Consider the following 17788-nt stretch of genomic DNA (forward strand, 5'->3'; position numbering starts at 1 on the left):
GTTCATCCCTGGGTCTTCTTGATGGCTTCGCGAAGCACCTGGCGGTCGTCGAAGGGACGCACCACCCCGGCGATGTCCTGTCCCAGCTCGTGGCCCTTGCCGGCGACCAGCACGGTGTCGCCGGGCTCGGCCCGGGCGACGGCGGCGGCGATCGCGGCGGCCCGGTCCTCGAAGACCTGGACCTCGCCGCGCTGGTGGGCGGGCACCGAGGCGGCGCCCAGCAGCATGGCGGCGAGGATCGCCAGCGGGTCCTCGGAGCGGGGGTTGTCGGAGGTCAGTACGGCGGTGTCGGCGAGCCGCGCGGCGGCGGCGCCCATCGGCTCCCGCTTGGTGACGTCACGGTCGCCGCCGCAGCCGAGCACGACGTGCACCCGCCCCTCGGTGACCTTGCGCAGGGCGCGCAGCACCGACTCCACGGCGTCCGTCTTGTGGGCGTAGTCCACGACCGCGAGGTAGGGCTGGCCCTCGTCGACGCGTTCCAGGCGGCCGGGCACGCCCGGCACGGCGGCCACGCCGTCGGCGGCGGCCTGCGGGTCGAGTCCGGCGGCGGCCAGCGCGACGATCGCGGCCAGGGAGTTGGCCACGTTGAAGGGACCCGGCAGCGGCGAACGGGCCGTGATTCGCTCACCCTTGGGACCGACCACGGTGAACGTCGAGTCCAGCGGGCCGACCTGGACGTCCTCGGCGCGCCAGTCGGCGTCCGGGTGCCCCTCGGCGGAGTAGGTGACGACCGGGACGCCGGCCTCCTTGACCAGACGGCGGCCGTACTCGTCGTCCACGTTGACCACGCCGAGCCTGCTGCGGGCCGGGGTGAACAGCTGCGCCTTGGCCTGGAAGTAGTCCTCCATGCCGGAGTGGAACTCCATGTGCTCCGGGCTGAGGTTGGTGAAGACGGCGATGTCGAAGACACAGCCGTCGACCCGGCCGAGGACCAGGGCGTGGCTGGAGACCTCCATGGCGACCGCGTCGGTGCCGCGCTCGCGCATCACCGCGAACAGCGCCTGGAGGTCGGTGGCCTCGGGCGTGGTGCGCTCGGACTTGATGCGTTCGTCGCCGATGCGCATCTCGACCGTGCCGATCAGCCCCGTGCTGCGGACGGTCCGCAGACCGCCCTCGACGAGGTAGGCGGTGGTGGTCTTGCCGGAGGTGCCGGTGATGCCGATCTGGAGCAGATCGCGGCCGGGGTGGCCGTAGATGGTGGCGGCCAGTTCGCCCATCCGGGCCCGCGGGTCGTCCACGACCAGCGCGGGCAGCCCGGTCGCGGCGACGCGTTCGGCGCCGGCCGGGTCGGTCAGCACGGCGGCGGCGCCGAGGCCGGCGGCCTGGGTGGCGAAGTCGGCGCCGTGGGCGCGGGCGCCCGGCAGCGCGGCGTACAGGTCGCCGGGGCGGACGGCACGCGAGTCGTGGGTGATGCCCGTGACCTCGGCGGCCTGCTCCGGGGCGGGGACACCCAGCTGACCGGCGAGTTCCGCGAGGGTCGTGGCGGAGACCCGGTCCGGACGGGGCGGTCCCGGATATGTCACGGGTTGGCCCTTCTGGGTGGTTTGGGACTGATCAGCGTGTGGCACGGCGGTGAGCGTACCGGGCGTACCGCTCGGCGGGCCAAGCGAGGGGCCGCGGGGGCTCTGGTTCCCGGGGTCGGGGGTGATCGTTGTCACGAGGTGGTTCCTGGTGGCTCGGTGCTCGGTACGGGGGTCAGGGCTGGTAGGTGACCGGCAGGGCGGCGGGGGCGGCGCCGGTGGGCGGCACCTGGAGGGTCTTCAGGGAGAACTCCATGACCTGCTTGAAGACGGGGCCGCAGATCTGGCCGCCGAAGTAGCTGCCCTGGGTGGCGTTCTGGATGACGCAGTAGACGGTGATCCGGGGCTTGTCGGCGGGCGCGAACCCGGCGAAGGACGAGGTGTAGCCGTGGTACTTGCCGGTGGCCGGATCCACGCGGTTCGCCGTACCCGTCTTGCCCGCGACCCGGTAGCCCGGGATGCGCGCCTTGGTTCCGGTTCCCTCCTCGTCGTCGACGACCGACTCCAGCATCCGCGCGAGGGTCTTCGCCGTCTTCTCGCCGACGACGCGGGTCTCCTTGGGCTTCGGGGCGGGGGTGAAGCGTCCGTCGGGTCCCTTGGAGCCGCGTACGAGGGTGGGTTCGACGCGGACGCCGCCGTTGGCGATGGTCGAGTAGACGGAGGCGGCCTGCATCGCGTTGATGGACACGCCCTGGCCGAAAGGAATCGTGTACTGCTGCGAGGTGGACCAGTCGTCCGGCGGGGCCAGGATGCCCTTGGTCTCGCCGGGGAAGCCCAGCCCGGTGTGGCTGCCCAGGCCGAACCTGCGCAGGTAGTCGTACAGCACCTTGTTGGCCTGCCCCTGGGTCTTGCCGAGCTGCCCGGTGGCGAGGATGGTGCCGATGTTGCTGGACTTGGCGAGGACGCCGTTGAGCGTCAGGTACCAGGTCGGGTGGTCGATGTCGTCCTTGAACAGCCGGTCGCCGCGGTGCAGCCGGTTGGGCACCACCACGTGGGTCCCGGGGGTGGCGGCGTTCTCCTCGAGGACGGCCGCCATGGACAGCACCTTGGCCGTGGAGCCCGGTTCGAAGGCGTCCTGGAGGGCCGCGTTGCCGAGCGTCTTCGGGTCGGCCTCGGACAGGTCGTTGGGGTCGAAGCCGGGGGCGTTGGCCATCGCGAGGACCTCACCGGTGCGGGTGTCCTGCACGATGACGTAGCCGCGGTCGGCCGCCGACTCCTCCACCTGCTTGCTGATGGCGTTCTGCGCGGCCCACTGGATGTCCCGGTCGATGGTGAGCTCGATGTCGCTGCCGGGCACCGCCGGGGTCTCCGTGGAGCCCGCGGTGGGGACCAGACGGCCGCCGGACTGGGCGTAGCGGATCTTGCCGTCCTCGCCGGCCAGCCGCTTCTCCAGCTGGAGCTCGACGCCGCCGCTGCCCTTCCCCTCGGCGTTGACCCAGCCCAGTATCCCGGCGGCGAGCTCGTTGTTGGGGTACACCCGCTTGCTGGTCGGCACGGAGAAGACGCCGGCCAGGGCGTTGACGGTGGACGGGTCGGACTCGGCCTTCTTCGCCAGGGCGGCCTTGAGGTCCTTGATCTGCTTCCAGACCTGCGGGGTCTGCCGGCCGGCCAGTTTCACGTAGCGCAGGGACGGGTTGTCCGGGCGCAGCTTGCGGACCAGCTCCTCCTGGTCGGCGCCGAGGATCGGGGCGAGCAGGGCGGCGGCCTGTTCGGGGCCGTCGGTGACCTTCAGCTCGTCCGGCGCGAACATCGTGGGGTCGGCGGTGATGTCGTAGGCGTCCTCGCTGGTGGCGAGGGCCACGCCGTTGCGGTCGGTGATCTCGCCGCGTTCGGCGGCCAGCACCTGGCCCACGTAGCGGTTGCGCTCGGCCTTGCCGGCGTAGGTGCTCGCGTCGACGGCCTGGACCTGGAACAGGCGGACGACGAAGGCGAGCATGACGAGGGTGAGGCCCACGCCGACCAGGCGCAGCCGGGGGCGGGGGCTGCCCAGCCGGATGACCTTCGGGGCGCCGGGGCGTGGTCCGCCGGGCCGGCGGGCCGGACGGGCTCCGGGGCCGGGGCCGGGGCCGGTGCGGTTGCGGGCGGCCGGACGGACGGGCCGGGCGGGGCCGGGCACCCGGCGGCGGGGCGGTTCCCTGTCGGACACTTCCGTCACCTGCCGGGGGTCGTCGGGTGCGGGGAACGGGGGACGGACGCCGCGGCGGGGGGCGGGGCCGTCGCCGTGGCCAGCGCCTCGGGGGCGAGGACCAGGGGGACGCGGGCGGCGGAGGCCGCGCTGGGCACGCCCTTGACCTTGCCGTCGGGGCCGAGGAAGGCGGGGTCGCCGCCGGGCACCATGCCCAGCTCGCGGGCGCGGCGCTGGAGGGCGTCGGGGGCGGAGTAGGCGTCGATGTCGCGCTGCAGGGCCTGCTCCTCGTCCGTGAGTTCCTTGGTCTCCCGCTGAAGGTCGTCGAGCCGGAACGCGCCCTCGCTGAGCGCGGAGTTCAGCACCAGCAGGCCGATCAGGCCGCCGCCGAGGAGCAGGACCACCAGCAGCACGAAGGGGGTGCGGGCCGCCTGGGCACGGCCGGTGGGCAGCAGGTGCGCGAGCCGGGCCGCCCTCCCCCGCAGCTCGGGCCGCCCTTTCAGTTCGGGTTTCCTACTCACTCACGCTCCCCTGAGTTCGCTCGTCCCGCCCGTCCGCCCGGCCGTCACCCGCCCTCGGGTCCGGCCGGTGCCTCACCGCGGCCGCCTCACTCCACGTCCTCCCGGATCCGCTGCGCGCCGCGCAGCCGCGCGGGGGCCGCGCGGCGGTTCTCGGCGATCTCCTCCTCGGTGGGAAGTTCGGCACCGCGCGTGAGCAGCTTGAGCCGCGGCTGGTACTGCTCGGGGACGACCGGCAGCCCGGGCGGGGCGGTGGTGGCGGCGCCGGCCGCGAACACCTGCTTGACCAGCCGGTCCTCGAGGGAGTGGTACGACAGCACGGCGATGCGTCCGCCCACGTCGAGGGCCTTCACGGCCGCCGGGACGGCCCGCTCCAGCACCGACAGCTCGCCGTTGACCTCGATCCGCAGGGCCTGGAAGGTGCGCTTGGCCGGGTTGCCGCCGGTGCGCTTGGCCGCCTGGGGCAGCGCGTCACGGATCAGTTCGACCAGACGGGCACTGTTGTCGAACGGCTCCTTCTCGCGCTCCCGCACGACCGCGGCGACGATCCGCTTGGCCTGCTTCTCCTCGCCGTAGGCGCGCAGGATGCGGACGAGTTCGCCGGGCGGGTAGGTGTTGAGGACCTCGGCGGCGCTGACGCCGGTCGTCTGGTCCATGCGCATGTCGAGGGGGGCGTCCTGGGCGTAGGCGAAGCCGCGGCCGGCCTCGTCGAGCTGCATGGAGGACACCCCGAGGTCGAACAGGACGCCCTGGACGCGCGCGATGCCGAGGCGGTCGAGGACGTCGGGGAGTTCGTCGTAGACGGCGTGCACCAGGGTGGCCCGCTCACCGAAGGGGGCGAGCCGCTCGCCGGACAGGCGCAGCGCCTCCTTGTCGCGGTCCAGGGCGACGAGCCGCGCCTCGGGGAAGCGGGTGAGCAGCGCCTCGCTGTGGCCGCCGAGGCCCAGCGTGCAGTCGACCACCACCGCTCCCGGCCGTTCCAGGGCGGGTGCCAACAGGTCCAGGCACCGCTGGAGCATCACCGGGACGTGTCGCTGGCTCAAGAGGCCCTCTCAATTCCGGCACGGCGCTCACGCACTGCCGGGTTCCCGCCCTCCCCGGGTGAGGGGGCGGCCGGCGCCGGAGGCGTCGGCCGGGCGGCGGCGGGAGGAGGCCGAGCCGTACGTACGCGCCGCGCACGCGGGAGATCCCCTGGTCGCGGCCGGGGGATCCGGGGAAGTCACAGCGGCGGGCGGTCTCGCCTCCCGCTTCGCGTCACTTTAGTCCACGGTCCGGCCCGGTCAATCAACCGGACTGCGCGTCGCGGCCCGCGCGGGTCAAGGGGCGGATCGGACACATCACCCGGAGGAGGGGTGTCACACCACTCCTGTGGATTACCTCACACCAAGGTTCGCTGACGTTCTTTGTCGCCTGTCACAGCAGGCCTCAGGCCCCCGTGACCATTACCGTCATGGGTATGACGACTTCTGCATCCGTACCCGCCGGTTCCGGAAACGCCGCGGCCGACGCCGGTACCGTGACCGACCGTCTGGTCGAAGCCAACGAGCGCTACGCCCACGCGTTCACCGATCCCGGGATGGACGCCCGTCCCGTCCTCCACGTCGCGGTCGTCGCCTGTATGGACGCCCGTCTCGACCTGCACGACGCGCTGGGCCTCTCCCTGGGTGACTGCCACACCATCCGCAACGCGGGCGGCGTCGTCACCGACGACGTGATCCGCTCGCTGACCATCAGCCAGCGGGCGCTGGGCACGCGCAGCGTGGTCCTCATCCACCACACCAACTGCGGTCTGGAGTCCCTCACCGAGGAGTTCCGGCACGACCTCGAGATGGAGGTGGGACAGCGTCCGGCGTGGGCCGTGGAGGCCTTCCGGGACGTGGACCAGGACGTCCGCCAGTCGATGCAGCGCGTGCGGACCTCGCCGTTCCTGCTGCACACCGACGACGTGCGCGGGTTCGTCTTCGACGTGAAGACGGGTCTGCTGCGCGAGGTCGACCCCACCTGATCCGGCCGCCCGACCCGGGACCGGCCGCCCCCGGAGAGCCGTCGAACGTCGTAAGAGCTGACATATCGCTGTCAGTTGTCCACAGGCGAGTGACACGAAACGGTAACGGCGGCAAGAATGCGGAAGTGGTGTCACGCGGAACTTTTCCAGCGTGGCACCCGTGATTCGGGGTGGGCCGGTCCGCCGGGTGAGGGATCGGCCGGAACATCTGGGGAACCCCCCGCTTCATTGCGGAGCGCGGGAAAGGCCGAGGAGGGCCGGGTGACGACCTATGACGATCGTGCGAGCCATGGGGGCGCCCCCGACCGGGCATACGGGACGGTCGGGGAGGACCTGACCGCCGTCGTGGAGCGCGTGCGCGGTTCGGTGGAAGGCGTGATCGAGGGGAAGCCCGAGGTCGTACGGCTCTCGCTGACCGTGCTGCTCGCCGAGGGACATCTGCTCATCGAGGACGTCCCGGGAGTCGGCAAGACGATGCTGGCGAAGGCACTGGCGCGGTCGATCGACTGCTCCGTGCGGCGCATCCAGTTCACACCGGACCTGCTGCCCTCGGACATCACCGGCGTGTCCATCTGGGACCAGCAGCGCCGTGACTTCGAGTTCAAGCCGGGCGCCATCTTCGCCCAGATCGTGATCGGCGACGAGATCAACCGCGCGTCGCCGAAGACGCAGTCGGCGCTGCTGGAGTCGATGGAGGAGCGCCAGGTCACCATCGACGGCAACACCTACGAACTGCCCAGCCCCTTCATGGTGGTGGCGACGCAGAACCCGGTCGAGATGGAGGGCACCTACCCGCTGCCGGAGGCCCAGCGCGACCGTTTCATGGCCCGCGTCTCGGTCGGCTACCCGAGCGCGGAGGCCGAGCTCCGGATGCTCGACGTGCACGGCGGCGTCTCCCCGCTGGAGGACCTCCAGCCGGTGGCGCACGCGCACGACATCGTGAAGCTGATCGAGGCGGTGCGCGGCGTGTACGTCGCCGAGCCGGTCCGCCGGTACGCGGTCGACCTGGTCGCCGCCACGCGCACGCACCCCGACCTCAGACTCGGGGCCTCCCCGCGCGCGACGCTGCATCTGCTGCGCGCGGCGAAGGCGGCGGCGGCTCTCGCGGGCCGTGACTACGCGCTGCCGGACGACGTGCAGGCGCTCGCCGTCGCCGTGCTCGCACACCGCCTGCTGCCCACCGCCCAGGCCCAGCTCAACCGCCGCACCGCCGAGCAGGTGGTGCAGGAGATCCTGCAGCGCACCACGGTGCCCGCTACCGCCGGCCGGCCCGCCGGGTTCGGCGGCCTGGACCGCGGAGGCTACGGCCAGCAGCCGCCGCGGAGGCTGTGATGTCAGCCGTCGGCGCGGTCCACGCCGAGGGCGACCGCGGCGACCGGAGCGGGGTGCGGACCGCCCTGGCGGGGCTCACCACACGCGGGCGCTCCTTCCTGGCGGCCGGGGTGGCCGCCGCGATCTGCGCGTACGTGCTGGGGCAGAGCGACCTGCTGCGGGTCGGGCTGCTGCTGGCGGGGCTGCCGCTGGTGTGCGCGGCCGTGCTGTACCGCACCCGCTACCGGGTCGCCGGCAGCCGCCGGCTCTCCCCCGGCCGGGTGCCGGCCGGCTCCGAGGCGCGGGTGCACCTGCGGATGGACAACGTCTCCCGGATGCCCACCGGGCTGCTGATGCTCCAGGACCGGGTGCCGTACGTGCTCGGTCCGCGTCCGCGGTTCGTGCTGGACCGGGTGGAGGCGGGCGGGCGCCGCGAGGTGTCCTACCGGGTCCGCTCCGACCTGCGCGGCCGCTATCCGCTGGGCCCGCTGCAGCTGCGGCTGTCCGACCCGTTCGGGATGTGCGAGCTGAACCGCTCGTTCTCCACGTTCGACACGCTGACCGTGATCCCCCGCGTGGAGCCGCTGCCGCCGGTGCGGCTGAGCGGCGAGGCCAAGGGGTACGGCGACGGGCGGCAGCGTTCGCTGGCCCTGGCCGGCGAGGACGACGTGATCCCGCGCGGCTACCGCTACGGCGACGACCTGCGCCGGGTCCACTGGCGCTCCACCGCCCGCTACGGCGAGCTGATGGTGCGCCGCGAGGAGCAGCCGCAGCGCGCCCGCTGCACGGTGCTGCTGGACACCCGGGCCATCGCCTACGAGGGCGTGGGACCGGACTCGGCGTTCGAGTGGTCGGTGTCGGGCGCGGCCTCGGTGCTGGTCCACATGCTGGAGCGGGGCTTCTCGGTGCGGCTGCTGACCGACACCGGCAGCGTGGTGCCCGGCGAGGGGTCCGACGGCTTCTCGGGGATCCATCAGGAGTCGGCGGACGCCGCCGGGCTGATGATGGACACGCTGGCCGTGGTGGACCACTCCGACGAGGAGGACCTGTCCCGCGCCTACGACGTGCTCCGTTCGGGGGGCGAGGGGCTGCTGGTGGCCTTCCTCGGCGACCTGGACGAGGAGCAGGCCGCGGTGCTGGCCCGGATGCGGCAGCGCAGCGGGGGCGCCGTCGCCTTCCTGCTGAACAGCGAGGACTGGCTGCGGGAACCGTCGGACGTGCCCGGCGCGTCGGACCCGGGCGAGGAGCGGCTGCGGATGCTGCGCGAGTCGGGGTGGACGGCCGTGGCGGTGCCGCGGGGCGTCTCGGTGGAGCACGTCTGGCGGCAGGCGGACCGTGAGCGCTCGGGCCTGACGGCGGCGAGCGGTGGGGAGGGACCGTGATCAGCGGGCGGGCCAGACTGACGGTGCGCGCGTGGGCGGCCACCCTGCTGGCGGCGTGCGCGCTGCTGCCGCTGGTGGAACCGGCGACCTGGATCCTCCAGGCGGCGCTGCTGCTGGCGGTGCAGGCGGGGGTGGGCGCCGCGGCGCGGCGGGTTCCGCTGGGACGGCCGCTGACGATCCTGGCGCAGGTGGTCGTCACCCTGCTGCTGCTCACCCTGCTGTTCGCGCGGGAGCACGCCGTGGCGGGGCTGATACCCGGCCCGGACGCCCTGCGCTTCTTCGGCGAGGTGCTGGAGCAGGGCGGCAACGACGTCAACCGGTACGCGATACCGGCGCCGCTGACCGACGGCATCCGGCTGATGCTGATCGGTGGTGTCCTGGTCATCGGCCTGCTGGTGGACGCCCTCGCGGTGACCTTCCGCAGCGCCGCCCCGGCCGGGTTGCCGCTGCTGGCGCTGTACTCGGTGGCCGCGGGCCTGGCGGACAACGGCATCGACTGGCTGTGGTTCCTGCTGGCGGCGGCCGGTTATCTGATGCTGCTGCTGGCCGAGGGGCGCGACCGGCTCTCCCAGTGGGGCCGGGTGTTCGGCGGAGCGGCCCGGACCCGGGGCGCGGAGACGCCCGGGGCACTGGCGCCGGTGCGTTCGGGGCGCCGGATCGGGGCACTGGCGCTGGGCATCGCCCTGGTGGTGCCGCTGGCCCTGCCCGCGATGGACGGCGGCCTGCTGGACCCCGCCGGCCGGGGGGTCGGCGCGGGCAGCGGCGGGGGCGGCACCATCTCCGCGGTGAACCCGCTGGTGTCGCTGCGCGACTCGCTGAACGTGAACGAGGACCGCCAGGTGCTCTCGGTGCGCACCGAACTGGCGAACACCTCGGACCTGTACCTGCGCATCGTGTCCCTGGACGACTTCGACGGCACCACGTGGAAGCCGTCGAAGCGGGCCATCACACAGGTGCCGGACGGCTTCCCGATCCCGCCCGGCCTCGGTCCCGACGTCGCGCGCGCGGAGGTCGGCACGATGATCTCCACCGCGGACTGGTACGGCCAGGACTGGCTGCCGATGCCGTACCCGCCGAGCAGCGTGAGCGTGCGGGGCGACTGGCGCTACGAGCCCGTCGGCATGACGCTGGTCGGCGACCACGGGCAGAACACCCGGGGGCTGACGTACGAGGTGCGCAGCCTGGACGTGCAGCCCACGGCGGAGCAGCTGGCCGACGCGCCGGAGCCGTCGTCCACGCTGCTGCGCGAGTACACGGAGCTGCCCGACTCGCTGCCCTCGGTGGTGTTCAGCACCGCGCGTGAGGTGACCGAGGGCGCGCGGACCGCCTACGAGCAGGCGGTCGCCCTCCAGGAGTACTTCACGCTGAACGGCGGCTTCGAGTACGACACCCAGGTGGACGTCGGCAGCGGCTCGGGGGCGATCGCCCGCTTCCTGCGGGACAAGGAGGGCTTCTGCGTCCACTTCTCGTTCGCCATGGCGTCCATGGCGCGCTCCCTGGGCATCCCGGCCCGCGTCGCGGTGGGCTTCGCACCCGGCACCCCGCAGGCGGACGGCTCGATCTCGGTCGGGCTGCGGGACGCGCACGCCTGGCCCGAGCTGTACTTCGAGGGGGTGGGCTGGACCCGTTTCGAGCCGACCCCGACCCGGGGTTCGACGCCCCCGTACACCGTGCCGGACACGGGGAACGAGGCGGTGCCGGACCCGGCCCGTCCGTCCCAGGCCGCGCCCACGGAGTCGTCGGCGGCGCCGTCGCAGAGCTCGGAGTGCTCGGCGCAGGACAAGAAGCTGGAGGCCTGCGACAGCGAGTCGCCGCAGGCGGCCCTGCCCGCGGGCGGCGACGGCCCGAATTGGCACGTGGTGCTGCTGTGGGCGCTGGCCGGGCTGCTGGTGCTGGTGCTGCCGCTGGCCCCGATGCTCTGGCGGACCAGGACGCGGGCGGTACGGCTCGGCGGCCACGGCCGCTCCGAGGCGGACGCCGTCCCGCATGTGCTGGCCGTCTGGGAAGAACTGACCGACACGGCGTGGGACCACGGCATCCCGCCGGACGAGTCGCTGACCCCGCGCGGTGCGGCAGACCGGATCGTCCGGTCCGGCCGGTTGGAGGGGGATGCGGCGGCGTCGGTGCACCGGGTGGCCGGGGCGGTGGAGCAGGTGCTGTACGCGCCGCGGCCGCTGCCGGTCATGGGCCTGGGGGACGACGTGCGCCGTGCGTCGGCCGCGGTGCGGGCGTCGGTGAGCCGTAGGACGCGGCTGCGGGCGGTGCTGGCGCCGCGGTCGGCCGTGCGGGTGGTGTCGGCGGTGTCCGACCGCTGGGTGGCTCTGCGGGACCGCCTCACGGCCCTCCGCCCCGACTGGCACCTCCCTAGCCGCCAACGCGGCTGAGGTCCCTCGCAGCCGGGGCTGTCCCGCTCGGTCCGGGGGCAGCCGCAGGCCGTCATGGGCCGTTCGCGCAGTTCCCCGCGGCCCTTCAGGGGCGCGGGGAACTGCGCGAGCATCCACAGACGAGCCGCAGCCTAAATCCGGGCGCGGGCACGAAAAGGGGCGCGGGGAACTGCGCGAGCATCCACAGACGAGCCGCAGGCAAGCTCGAAAGCCGGTCGCCATCAGGGGCGCGGGGAACTGCGCGAACGGCCACGACGCACCCGCGGGTGGCGTCCAGCACTGGTGGGGACCGGGGCCCGCTGGGGTCACGTACACCTCAGGGGGTGCCCACCGGCAAGGTGGGCACCCCCTGAGACAAAGCTTCCGCTTCCGAGGGCGTCAGCGACCGCCGCCACCCTGCTCGTCACGCCGCCGCTGCCACCGCTCCTCGATGCGGTCCATCATCGAGCGACGCTGTCTGCCCTGCCGGCCCGCCCGCGGAGCGGCAGTCGCACCGGCGGCCTGCTCACCCGGCTTGGGGGCCTTGCGCCAGCCGGTCACCGCGAGGACGGCGCACCCCAGCATCACGAGGAAGCCCACGACGCTGAGCCACACCTGCTGGGCGACCATACCGGCCATGAGGAGCGCAATACCTACGAGGAAGCCCGCGACCGCCTGGTAGACCCGTCGCCGGGTGTACGTACGCAGCCCGCTTCCCTCGAGCGCCGTCGCGAACTTGGGATCTTCGGCGTACAGCGCTCGCTCCATTTGCTCGAGCATGCGCTGCTCGTGCTCCGAGAGCGGCACGGAGTCCTCCTCATCGTGCAGTCGCCGGGGCGACCCGGGGGGTCCCTTCAGGATAGGCGGGGAATCGCCCCCGTGAAACCCGCCCCTCTGCGCCAATTGCCGACCGGTACCCGCCATCACGTCCCGGCCCGCTGAGGCTGTCATTCCCCGGCGGCCGACCCGTCATGCCGGGCGGTCTCCCTCGATCATACGGCGCCAAGCCGCCATTCGGGGGGCCTGTGGCACAGTCCATGCGGCCCGGGGCCGCCGGACGCGTCGCTGATCAGCGCCGTGCCACGGACGACGGCTCACGCCTCGGCGGCCTCACGCGCCTCACCGAGCACATGAAGCTGCGTGGCCACGGAGTGGAACGCGTCGAGTTCGGCCGCGGCGGCCTCCAGCTTCAGCAGCGCCTCCAGGGCGCCGGGCTCGGTGTCGACGAGCACGCCGGGGACCAGGTCGGCGAAGACCCGCACGCCGTGCACGGCGCCGACGTCCAGGCCCGCGCCGCGCACCAGCGCGGTGAGCTGGTCGGCGGTGAAGCGGCGCGGCACGGGGTCGCCGGTGCCCCATCGGCCGTTCGGGTCGTCGAGCGCCTGCCGGGCCTCCGTGAAGTGCCCGGCGAGGGCGCGGGCGAGCACCGCGCCGCCCAGGCCGGCGGCGAGCAGGCTGAGGACGCCTCCGGGGCGCAGGGCGGCCACCGTGTTGCGCACGCCCTCCGCCGGGTCGTCGACGTACTCCAGGACGCCGTGGCACAGCACGACGTCGTAGCCGCCGCGCTCGGCGACGTCGAAGAGGCCGCGGGCGTCGCCCTGGACGCCGTGGACCCGGTCCGCGACGCCCTCCTCGGCGGCCCGGCGTTCGAGGGCGAACAGGGCGTTGGGGCTGGGGTCGACGACGGTGACCCGGTGGCCGAGCCGGGCGAGGGGCACGGCGAAGTTGCCGCTGCCGCCGCCGGTGTCGAGGACGTCCAGGGCCTGCCGTCCGGTGGCCTTGACCCGGCGTTCCAGGGCGTCCTGGAGGACGTCCCAGACAACGGCGGTACGGAGAGCGGCGCGGGGGCGCATCGGGTCCGACACGGTGGTGACTCCTCGGCGGGGCACCGCCTGGGGTGGGGCGGGGCGAGCGGATTTCAGGCGCTCTCCACCCTATGGCCTGGGGAGCGGCCGCCGGTCACCCGGTGGCGGCCTGCCCGAGGGCGCCCCGTCCGCCCGGTCAGCCCGCGTCGGGCAGGTCCCCGCGCGGGGTGGTGTCCGGGCCGTCCTGGTCGGGGCGGGGCTGGGGCAGGACCGGCTGGAGCACCAGCGTCCGCTCCACCAGGCGGAGGAACATCGCCACGTCCCGGATCAGGTCGTCGGCGTCCCGGACGGTCGCCGCGCCCTGGATGCCGGCCTCGGCGCGGGCCCGGCGCTGCGCCCCGGAGGCGAAGAGGGCGCTCCACTCGGCGAGTTCGGGCGCGATCTCGGGAAGCACCTCCCAGGCACTTCGTATCTTGGCCCGCGCCCGGGGCGAGGTCTCGGGCCTGCCGCGGGCGGCGAGGACGGCGGCGGCCGTGCGCAGGGCGGCGAGGTGGGCCGTCGCGTAGCGCTCGTTGGGGGTGTCGAGGACGGCGGCCTCGTCGAGTCCGGCACGGGCCTGGGCGAGCAGGTCGAGGGCGGCGGGCGGGGCCGCGGCGCGGCGCAGCACGGGGTGGATGTCGCTCGCCGGGCCGTGGTTCAGTGAGGGGGCAGGGCCGGCTGCGCGGCGCCGACGGGCGGCGGCTGCGGACGAGTGGGCCATGACGAACCTCCTGTCGTCTTCGTGACGGCACGCCATGAGGCAAGTGCCGTATGTGCACATCGTGCGGTATGGCACTGACAATCCGTTCTGACCTGCGGCGTTGCCTCGTTCGCCCGTTCGAGCTAACTTTTGCACTGACCAGTCAGTTCAAATGTTCCAGGGGGAGCACGTGGACGATCCGAGCGGACTCGCCGTCACGGCCGACGGCCTCGGCCTGAAGGGACCACGGGGGTGGGCGTTCCGCGACGTCTCGGTCGACGCGGGGCCCGGGGCGCTGATCGCGGTGGTGGGGCCGTCCGGCACCGGACGCACCTGCCTGCTGCTCGCGCTCACCGGGCGGATGCGGCCGACGGAGGGGCGGGCCGTCGTCGGCGGGCGGGAACTGCCCCGGCGCATGGCCGCCGTACGCCGCCGCAGCGCGCTGGCGCACGTCACCGGTGTGACCGACCTCGACCCGGCCCTCACCGTGGCCGAGCACCTACGCGAACAGGAGCTGCTGCGCCGCCGCTTCGGCGGCGCCCTCCCCCGGCCCCGGCAGCTGCTGCGCCCGCGCGGTGAGCGCCGGCGGGAGCGGCGCCGGCACATCGACGAGGCGCTGGCCGCCGCCGGGCTCGACCTCGCCGCCCTGCCCAAGGGCGGGCGGACCGCCGTACGGGATCTGGAGCGGGTGGAGGCGCTGCGGCTGTCGCTGGCGCTGGCGTTGCTGGGGCGGCCCCGGCTGCTCGGGGTGGACGACACCGATCTGAAGCTGTCGTCCGCCGAGCGGGAGGAGGTGTGGGCCCTGCTGCGGTCCGTCGCCGCCACCGGTGTCACCGTGCTGGCCGTGTGCAGCGAGCCCCCGGCCGACGCGGTCGTGGTCCGTACGGCCACCACCCGTACGGCCACCACCCTTCCGACCCCGGCGGACCAAGCGGCCGGACCGGCCGAACCGGCCGATGGCCGCGACGCGGGGGCCGAGAAGCCCGCCGCACCCACGGAGTCCGCCGCGCACGCCGGAACCGCCGAGTCCGCCGGCACCGACCACCCTCACCGGGACCACGCCCAGGACGACCACGACGCGAAGGAGGCGGCGGTCGATGCGCTCGCCGAAACTGGCCGCTCTTGAGCTCCGGCGCTTCGGCCGGGGCACCCTGCCGCGCGCGGCCCTCGTCGCCCTGCTGGTGCTGCCGCTGCTCTACGGCGCCCTGTACCTGTGGTCGTTCTGGGACCCGTACGGCAGGCTGGACCGGATCCCGGTGGCCCTGGTCAACGAGGACGAGGGGGCGAGCGCGAACGGCAGGAGGATCGCCGCGGGCGACGACATCACCGAGGGGCTCCGCGACAGCTCCACCTTCGACTGGCGTGAGGTGAGCGAGGAGGAGGCCCGGCGCGGCGTCGAGGACGGCAGGTACTACCTGTCGCTGACCGTGCCCGCCGACTTCAGCCGCCGTATCGCCTCCAGCTCGGGCGACACCCCGGAGTCGGGCGCCCTCCAGGTGCGCACCAACGACGCGAACAACTACATCGTCGGGCAGATCTCCCGGACGGTGTTCGGCGAGGTGCGCCGGGCGGCGTCCACGAAGACCTCGCGGTCCTTCCTGGACCAGATCTTCGTGTCGTTCTCCGACATCCACGGCGAGACGGTGAAGGCGGCGCAGGGCGCCGACAAGCTGAACGGAGGCATCGGGAAGGCCGAGAAGGGCTCCCAGGACCTCGTCGACGGCCTGAAGGACGCCCGCTCGGGCAGCGGCAAGCTGTCCCAGGGCCTGAAGGACCTGCACAAGGGCGCGGGCTCCCTGGAGGACGGCTCCGGGAAGGTCGCGGACGGCACGCGCCGGCTCGCCGAGAAGGTGAACGCGCTGAACGCCGAGGCGGGCCCGTTCCTGAAGGACAACGAGAAGGCCATCGGCGCGACGGCCCGCTTCGTCGCCGATTCGGCGGGACGGCTCCGCGACGACCTGGACACGCTGGAGGAGAGGGCGCCGGCCGCCGCGAAGGACGCCCGGGAGGCGTCCGCGACCATGGACGCGCTGTACCGGGAGCGCTGCGAGGACGCCGACGAGCCCGACCCCGCCTGCGCGGACCTGAAGAAGGCCCAGGAGGCGGTCGCCACCGCCTCGGACGTCGCCACCGACGTCGGCGCGCTGGTCACCGGACACCGGGCCGACCTGAAGAAGCTCGACGGGCAGCTCGCCACCCTGGAGAAGCAGGCGCGGACGCTCGCGAAGCGCGCGCCGCACCTCTCCGAGGACCTGGAGGACGCCGTCGGCAGGATCAACAAGCTGAACACCGGCGCCGGCAAGGTCGCCGCCGGGGCGAAGAAGCTTAACAAGGGGCTCGCCACCGCCGAGACCGGCGCCCGGAAGCTGGACAAGGGCGTCGGTGAGCTGAAGACGGGCGCGGACGACCTCAGCGGTGGGCTCTTCAAGCTCGTCGAGGGGTCCGAGGAGCTCGCCGGCGGCCTGCACGAGGGCGCCGAGAAGATCCCCGACTACGACGAGCGGGACCGCGACGTGCGCACCGACGTGATGGCCGACCCGGTGCGGCTGGTCTCCAGCGACCTGCACAAGGCGCCCAACTACGGCACCGGTTTCGCCCCGTACTTCATCCCGCTGTCGCTGTGGGTGGGCGCGATGGTGGCGTACATGCTGATCGCGCCGATGAACCGGCGGGCGCTCGCGGCGGGCGCCTCCGCCTGGCGGATCGCGCTGGCGGGCTGGCTGCCGGTGGTGGCGATCGGGGTGCTGCAGACGGCGGCGCTGATGTCGGTGCTGCACTGGGCGCTCGGGCTGCAGATGGCGCGGGCGGCCGGCACGGTGGGCTTCCTGTTCCTGGTGACGGCGTGCTTCGCGGCGATCGTGCAGTGGCTGAACGCGCGCTTCGGCGCGGCCGGACGGATCCTGGTGCTCGCGCTGCTGATGCTCCAGCTGACCTCGGCGGGCGGCACGTACCCCGTCCAGACCAGTCCGGCGTTCTTCAACGCCCTGCATCCGTTCCTGCCGATGACGCATGTCGTGGAGGCGCTGCGGCGGCTCGTCACGGGCGGCGGCCTGGAACCGGTGTGGCTGGCCTGCGCGGTGCTGGCGGCCTTCACGGCCGGCGCGCTCGCGCTGACCGCGCTGTCGGCCCGCCGCAAGCAGGTCTGGACGCTCGACCGGCTGCACCCGGAGCTGAGCCTGTGAACGGACCGGCCGGCGCTCCTGTGAGAATCGGGGCCATGGAACGCAGCAGCACCACGCCGGGCGGCAGTGCCCGCCGCGAGGCCACCCGGCAGAAGCTCTACGAGGCGGCCGTCACCCTCATCGCCGAGCAGGGGTTCTCCGCCACCACCGTGGACGAGATCGCCGAGCGGGCGGGCGTCGCGAAGGGCACCGTCTACTACAACTTCGCGAGCAAGTCCGTCCTCTTCGAGGAGCTGCTGCGGCACGGGGTCGGTCTGCTGACCGCCTCGCTGCGGGAGGCGGCCGAGCGCACGGCCCGGGAGGGGCGCGGCAAGGTCGACGCCCTGGACGCCATGATCCACGCGGGGCTGGTGTTCATCGACCGGTATCCGGCCTTCACCCAGCTGTACGTGGCCGAGCTGTGGCGCACCAACCGGGCCTGGCAGTCCACGCTGATGGTGGTGCGACAGCAGGCCGTGGCGGTGGTCGAGGGCGTGCTGCGCGAGGGAGTGGCGGCCGGCGAGTTCAGCGAGGAGATCGACGTCCCGCTGACGGCCGCGGCGCTGGTGGGCATGGTGCTGGTGGCGGCGCTTGACTGGAAGTCGTTCCAGCCGGAGCGCTCGCTGGACGACGTGCACGCGGCCCTGTCCCGGCTGCTGCAGGGGCGGGTCAGCGGCCGCCGCTGACGTCCGCCGCGGACGTGAAGGTGCCGGTCCGGCGGTGGCCGCGTCCCCCGCGGGCCACCGGGCGGACCGGCGCCTCCTGTTCCCCCGTACGTCCCCCCGTGTGGAACCCCCGTTCACGGTCGTTCCCCCGGGTTCCCCCGTGCCTCGCTCCCGCCGGTGGTGCCGGCGGAAGG

14 protein-coding genes are annotated in these 17788 nt (G+C 73.6%); 7 read left to right on the plus strand and 7 right to left on the minus strand.

The window, feature by feature from the left end; translation table 11 throughout:
• Positions 1–2 precede the first annotated feature (2 nt).
• The 4 genes from F3L20_RS24010 to rsmH all read right to left on the minus strand — a co-directional run bounded on the left by F3L20_RS24010 (position 3) and on the right by rsmH (position 5206).
• The gene (locus F3L20_RS24010; RefSeq protein WP_150156119.1) at positions 3–1523 is read right to left on the minus strand and encodes a UDP-N-acetylmuramoyl-L-alanyl-D-glutamate--2,6-diaminopimelate ligase; all 1521 of its coding nucleotides are present in this window, start codon (positions 1521–1523) and stop codon (positions 3–5) included.
• Positions 1524–1695: 172 nt separating this feature from the next.
• A complete protein-coding gene (locus F3L20_RS24015; protein ID WP_276615856.1) occupies positions 1696–3666 on the minus strand; it encodes a peptidoglycan D,D-transpeptidase FtsI family protein in 1971 nt (656 codons plus the stop codon).
• A 5-nt stretch (positions 3667–3671) separates the two neighbouring features.
• Positions 3672–4166 (minus strand): septum formation initiator family protein, encoded by a 495-nt coding sequence (locus F3L20_RS24020; protein WP_240810741.1) that lies wholly within the window; start codon positions 4164–4166, stop codon positions 3672–3674.
• 86 nt (positions 4167–4252) lie between these two features.
• Complete coding sequence (rsmH, locus tag F3L20_RS24025) at positions 4253–5206, minus strand: 16S rRNA (cytosine(1402)-N(4))-methyltransferase RsmH (RefSeq protein WP_261383798.1); 954 nt, start codon at positions 5204–5206, stop codon at positions 4253–4255.
• 413 nt (positions 5207–5619) lie between these two features.
• Between rsmH and F3L20_RS24030 the strand changes: the two genes are divergently transcribed.
• The 4 genes from F3L20_RS24030 (at position 5620) to F3L20_RS24045 (ending at position 11245) form a co-directional block, all read left to right on the plus strand.
• Entirely contained in the window at positions 5620–6168 is a 549-nt protein-coding gene (locus tag F3L20_RS24030; RefSeq protein WP_145825307.1) for a beta-class carbonic anhydrase, read from the plus strand.
• Between the two features lie 261 nt (positions 6169–6429).
• Positions 6430–7500 carry an AAA family ATPase gene (locus F3L20_RS24035; RefSeq protein ID WP_240810742.1) on the plus strand — a complete coding sequence of 357 codons (1071 nt, stop codon included), beginning with the start codon at positions 6430–6432 and terminating at the stop codon, positions 7498–7500.
• Entirely contained in the window at positions 7500–8861 is a 1362-nt protein-coding gene (locus tag F3L20_RS24040) for a DUF58 domain-containing protein (RefSeq protein WP_150156121.1), read from the plus strand. The genes F3L20_RS24035 and F3L20_RS24040 overlap by 1 nt, the downstream gene beginning before the upstream one ends.
• Positions 8858–11245, plus strand: a complete 2388-nt coding sequence (locus tag F3L20_RS24045) for a transglutaminase TgpA family protein (protein ID WP_150156122.1) — start codon at positions 8858–8860, stop codon at positions 11243–11245. Before F3L20_RS24040 ends, F3L20_RS24045 begins: the two co-directional genes overlap by 4 nt.
• Before the next feature lie 378 nt (positions 11246–11623).
• On the opposite strand, the gene F3L20_RS24050 is transcribed toward F3L20_RS24045, so the two are convergent.
• The 3 genes from F3L20_RS24050 to F3L20_RS24060 all read right to left on the minus strand — a co-directional run bounded on the left by F3L20_RS24050 (position 11624) and on the right by F3L20_RS24060 (position 13789).
• Positions 11624–12031: a DUF3040 domain-containing protein gene (locus tag F3L20_RS24050; RefSeq protein WP_150156123.1), complete on the minus strand. Its 408-nt coding sequence runs from the start codon at positions 12029–12031 to the stop codon at positions 11624–11626.
• Positions 12032–12318: 287 nt separating this feature from the next.
• Complete coding sequence (locus F3L20_RS24055) at positions 12319–13089, minus strand: methyltransferase (protein ID WP_167534593.1); 771 nt, start codon at positions 13087–13089, stop codon at positions 12319–12321.
• A gap of 136 nt (positions 13090–13225) precedes the next feature.
• Positions 13226–13789 (minus strand): SAV_6107 family HEPN domain-containing protein, encoded by a 564-nt coding sequence (locus F3L20_RS24060; protein WP_150156124.1) that lies wholly within the window; start codon positions 13787–13789, stop codon positions 13226–13228.
• Between the two features lie 169 nt (positions 13790–13958).
• On the opposite strand from F3L20_RS24060, the gene F3L20_RS24065 reads away from it, so the two are divergent.
• From F3L20_RS24065 to F3L20_RS24075, 3 genes are read left to right on the plus strand one after another with little or no spacing between them, the layout of a single operon-like run.
• Entirely contained in the window at positions 13959–14894 is a 936-nt protein-coding gene (locus F3L20_RS24065) for an ATP-binding cassette domain-containing protein (RefSeq protein WP_150156125.1), read from the plus strand.
• The gene (locus F3L20_RS24070; RefSeq protein WP_150156126.1) at positions 14866–16950 is read left to right on the plus strand and encodes a YhgE/Pip domain-containing protein; all 2085 of its coding nucleotides are present in this window, start codon (positions 14866–14868) and stop codon (positions 16948–16950) included. The genes F3L20_RS24065 and F3L20_RS24070 overlap by 29 nt, the downstream gene beginning before the upstream one ends.
• 35 nt (positions 16951–16985) lie before the next feature.
• Positions 16986–17615 carry a TetR/AcrR family transcriptional regulator gene (locus F3L20_RS24075; RefSeq protein WP_145825314.1) on the plus strand — a complete coding sequence of 210 codons (630 nt, stop codon included), beginning with the start codon at positions 16986–16988 and terminating at the stop codon, positions 17613–17615.
• Positions 17616–17788: the final 173 nt, after the last annotated feature.

This window comes from Streptomyces tendae (genome assembly GCF_008632955.1).
GTDB lineage: Bacteria > Actinomycetota > Actinomycetes > Streptomycetales > Streptomycetaceae > Streptomyces.

Excerpts from the sequence above, each read along its gene's own strand:
- F3L20_RS24070 (WP_150156126.1), top strand. The coding sequence starts at position 14,866 with ATGCGCTCGCCGAAACTGGCCGCTCTTGAGCTCCGGCGCTTCGGCCGG.
- F3L20_RS24040 (WP_150156121.1), top strand. The coding sequence starts at position 7,500 with ATGTCAGCCGTCGGCGCGGTCCACGCCGAGGGCGACCGCGGCGACCGG.
- F3L20_RS24075 (WP_145825314.1), top strand. The coding sequence starts at position 16,986 with ATGGAACGCAGCAGCACCACGCCGGGCGGCAGTGCCCGCCGCGAGGCC.
- F3L20_RS24060 (WP_150156124.1), bottom strand. The coding sequence starts at position 13,789 with ATGGCCCACTCGTCCGCAGCCGCCGCCCGTCGGCGCCGCGCAGCCGGC.
- F3L20_RS24030 (WP_145825307.1), top strand. The coding sequence starts at position 5,620 with ATGACGACTTCTGCATCCGTACCCGCCGGTTCCGGAAACGCCGCGGCC.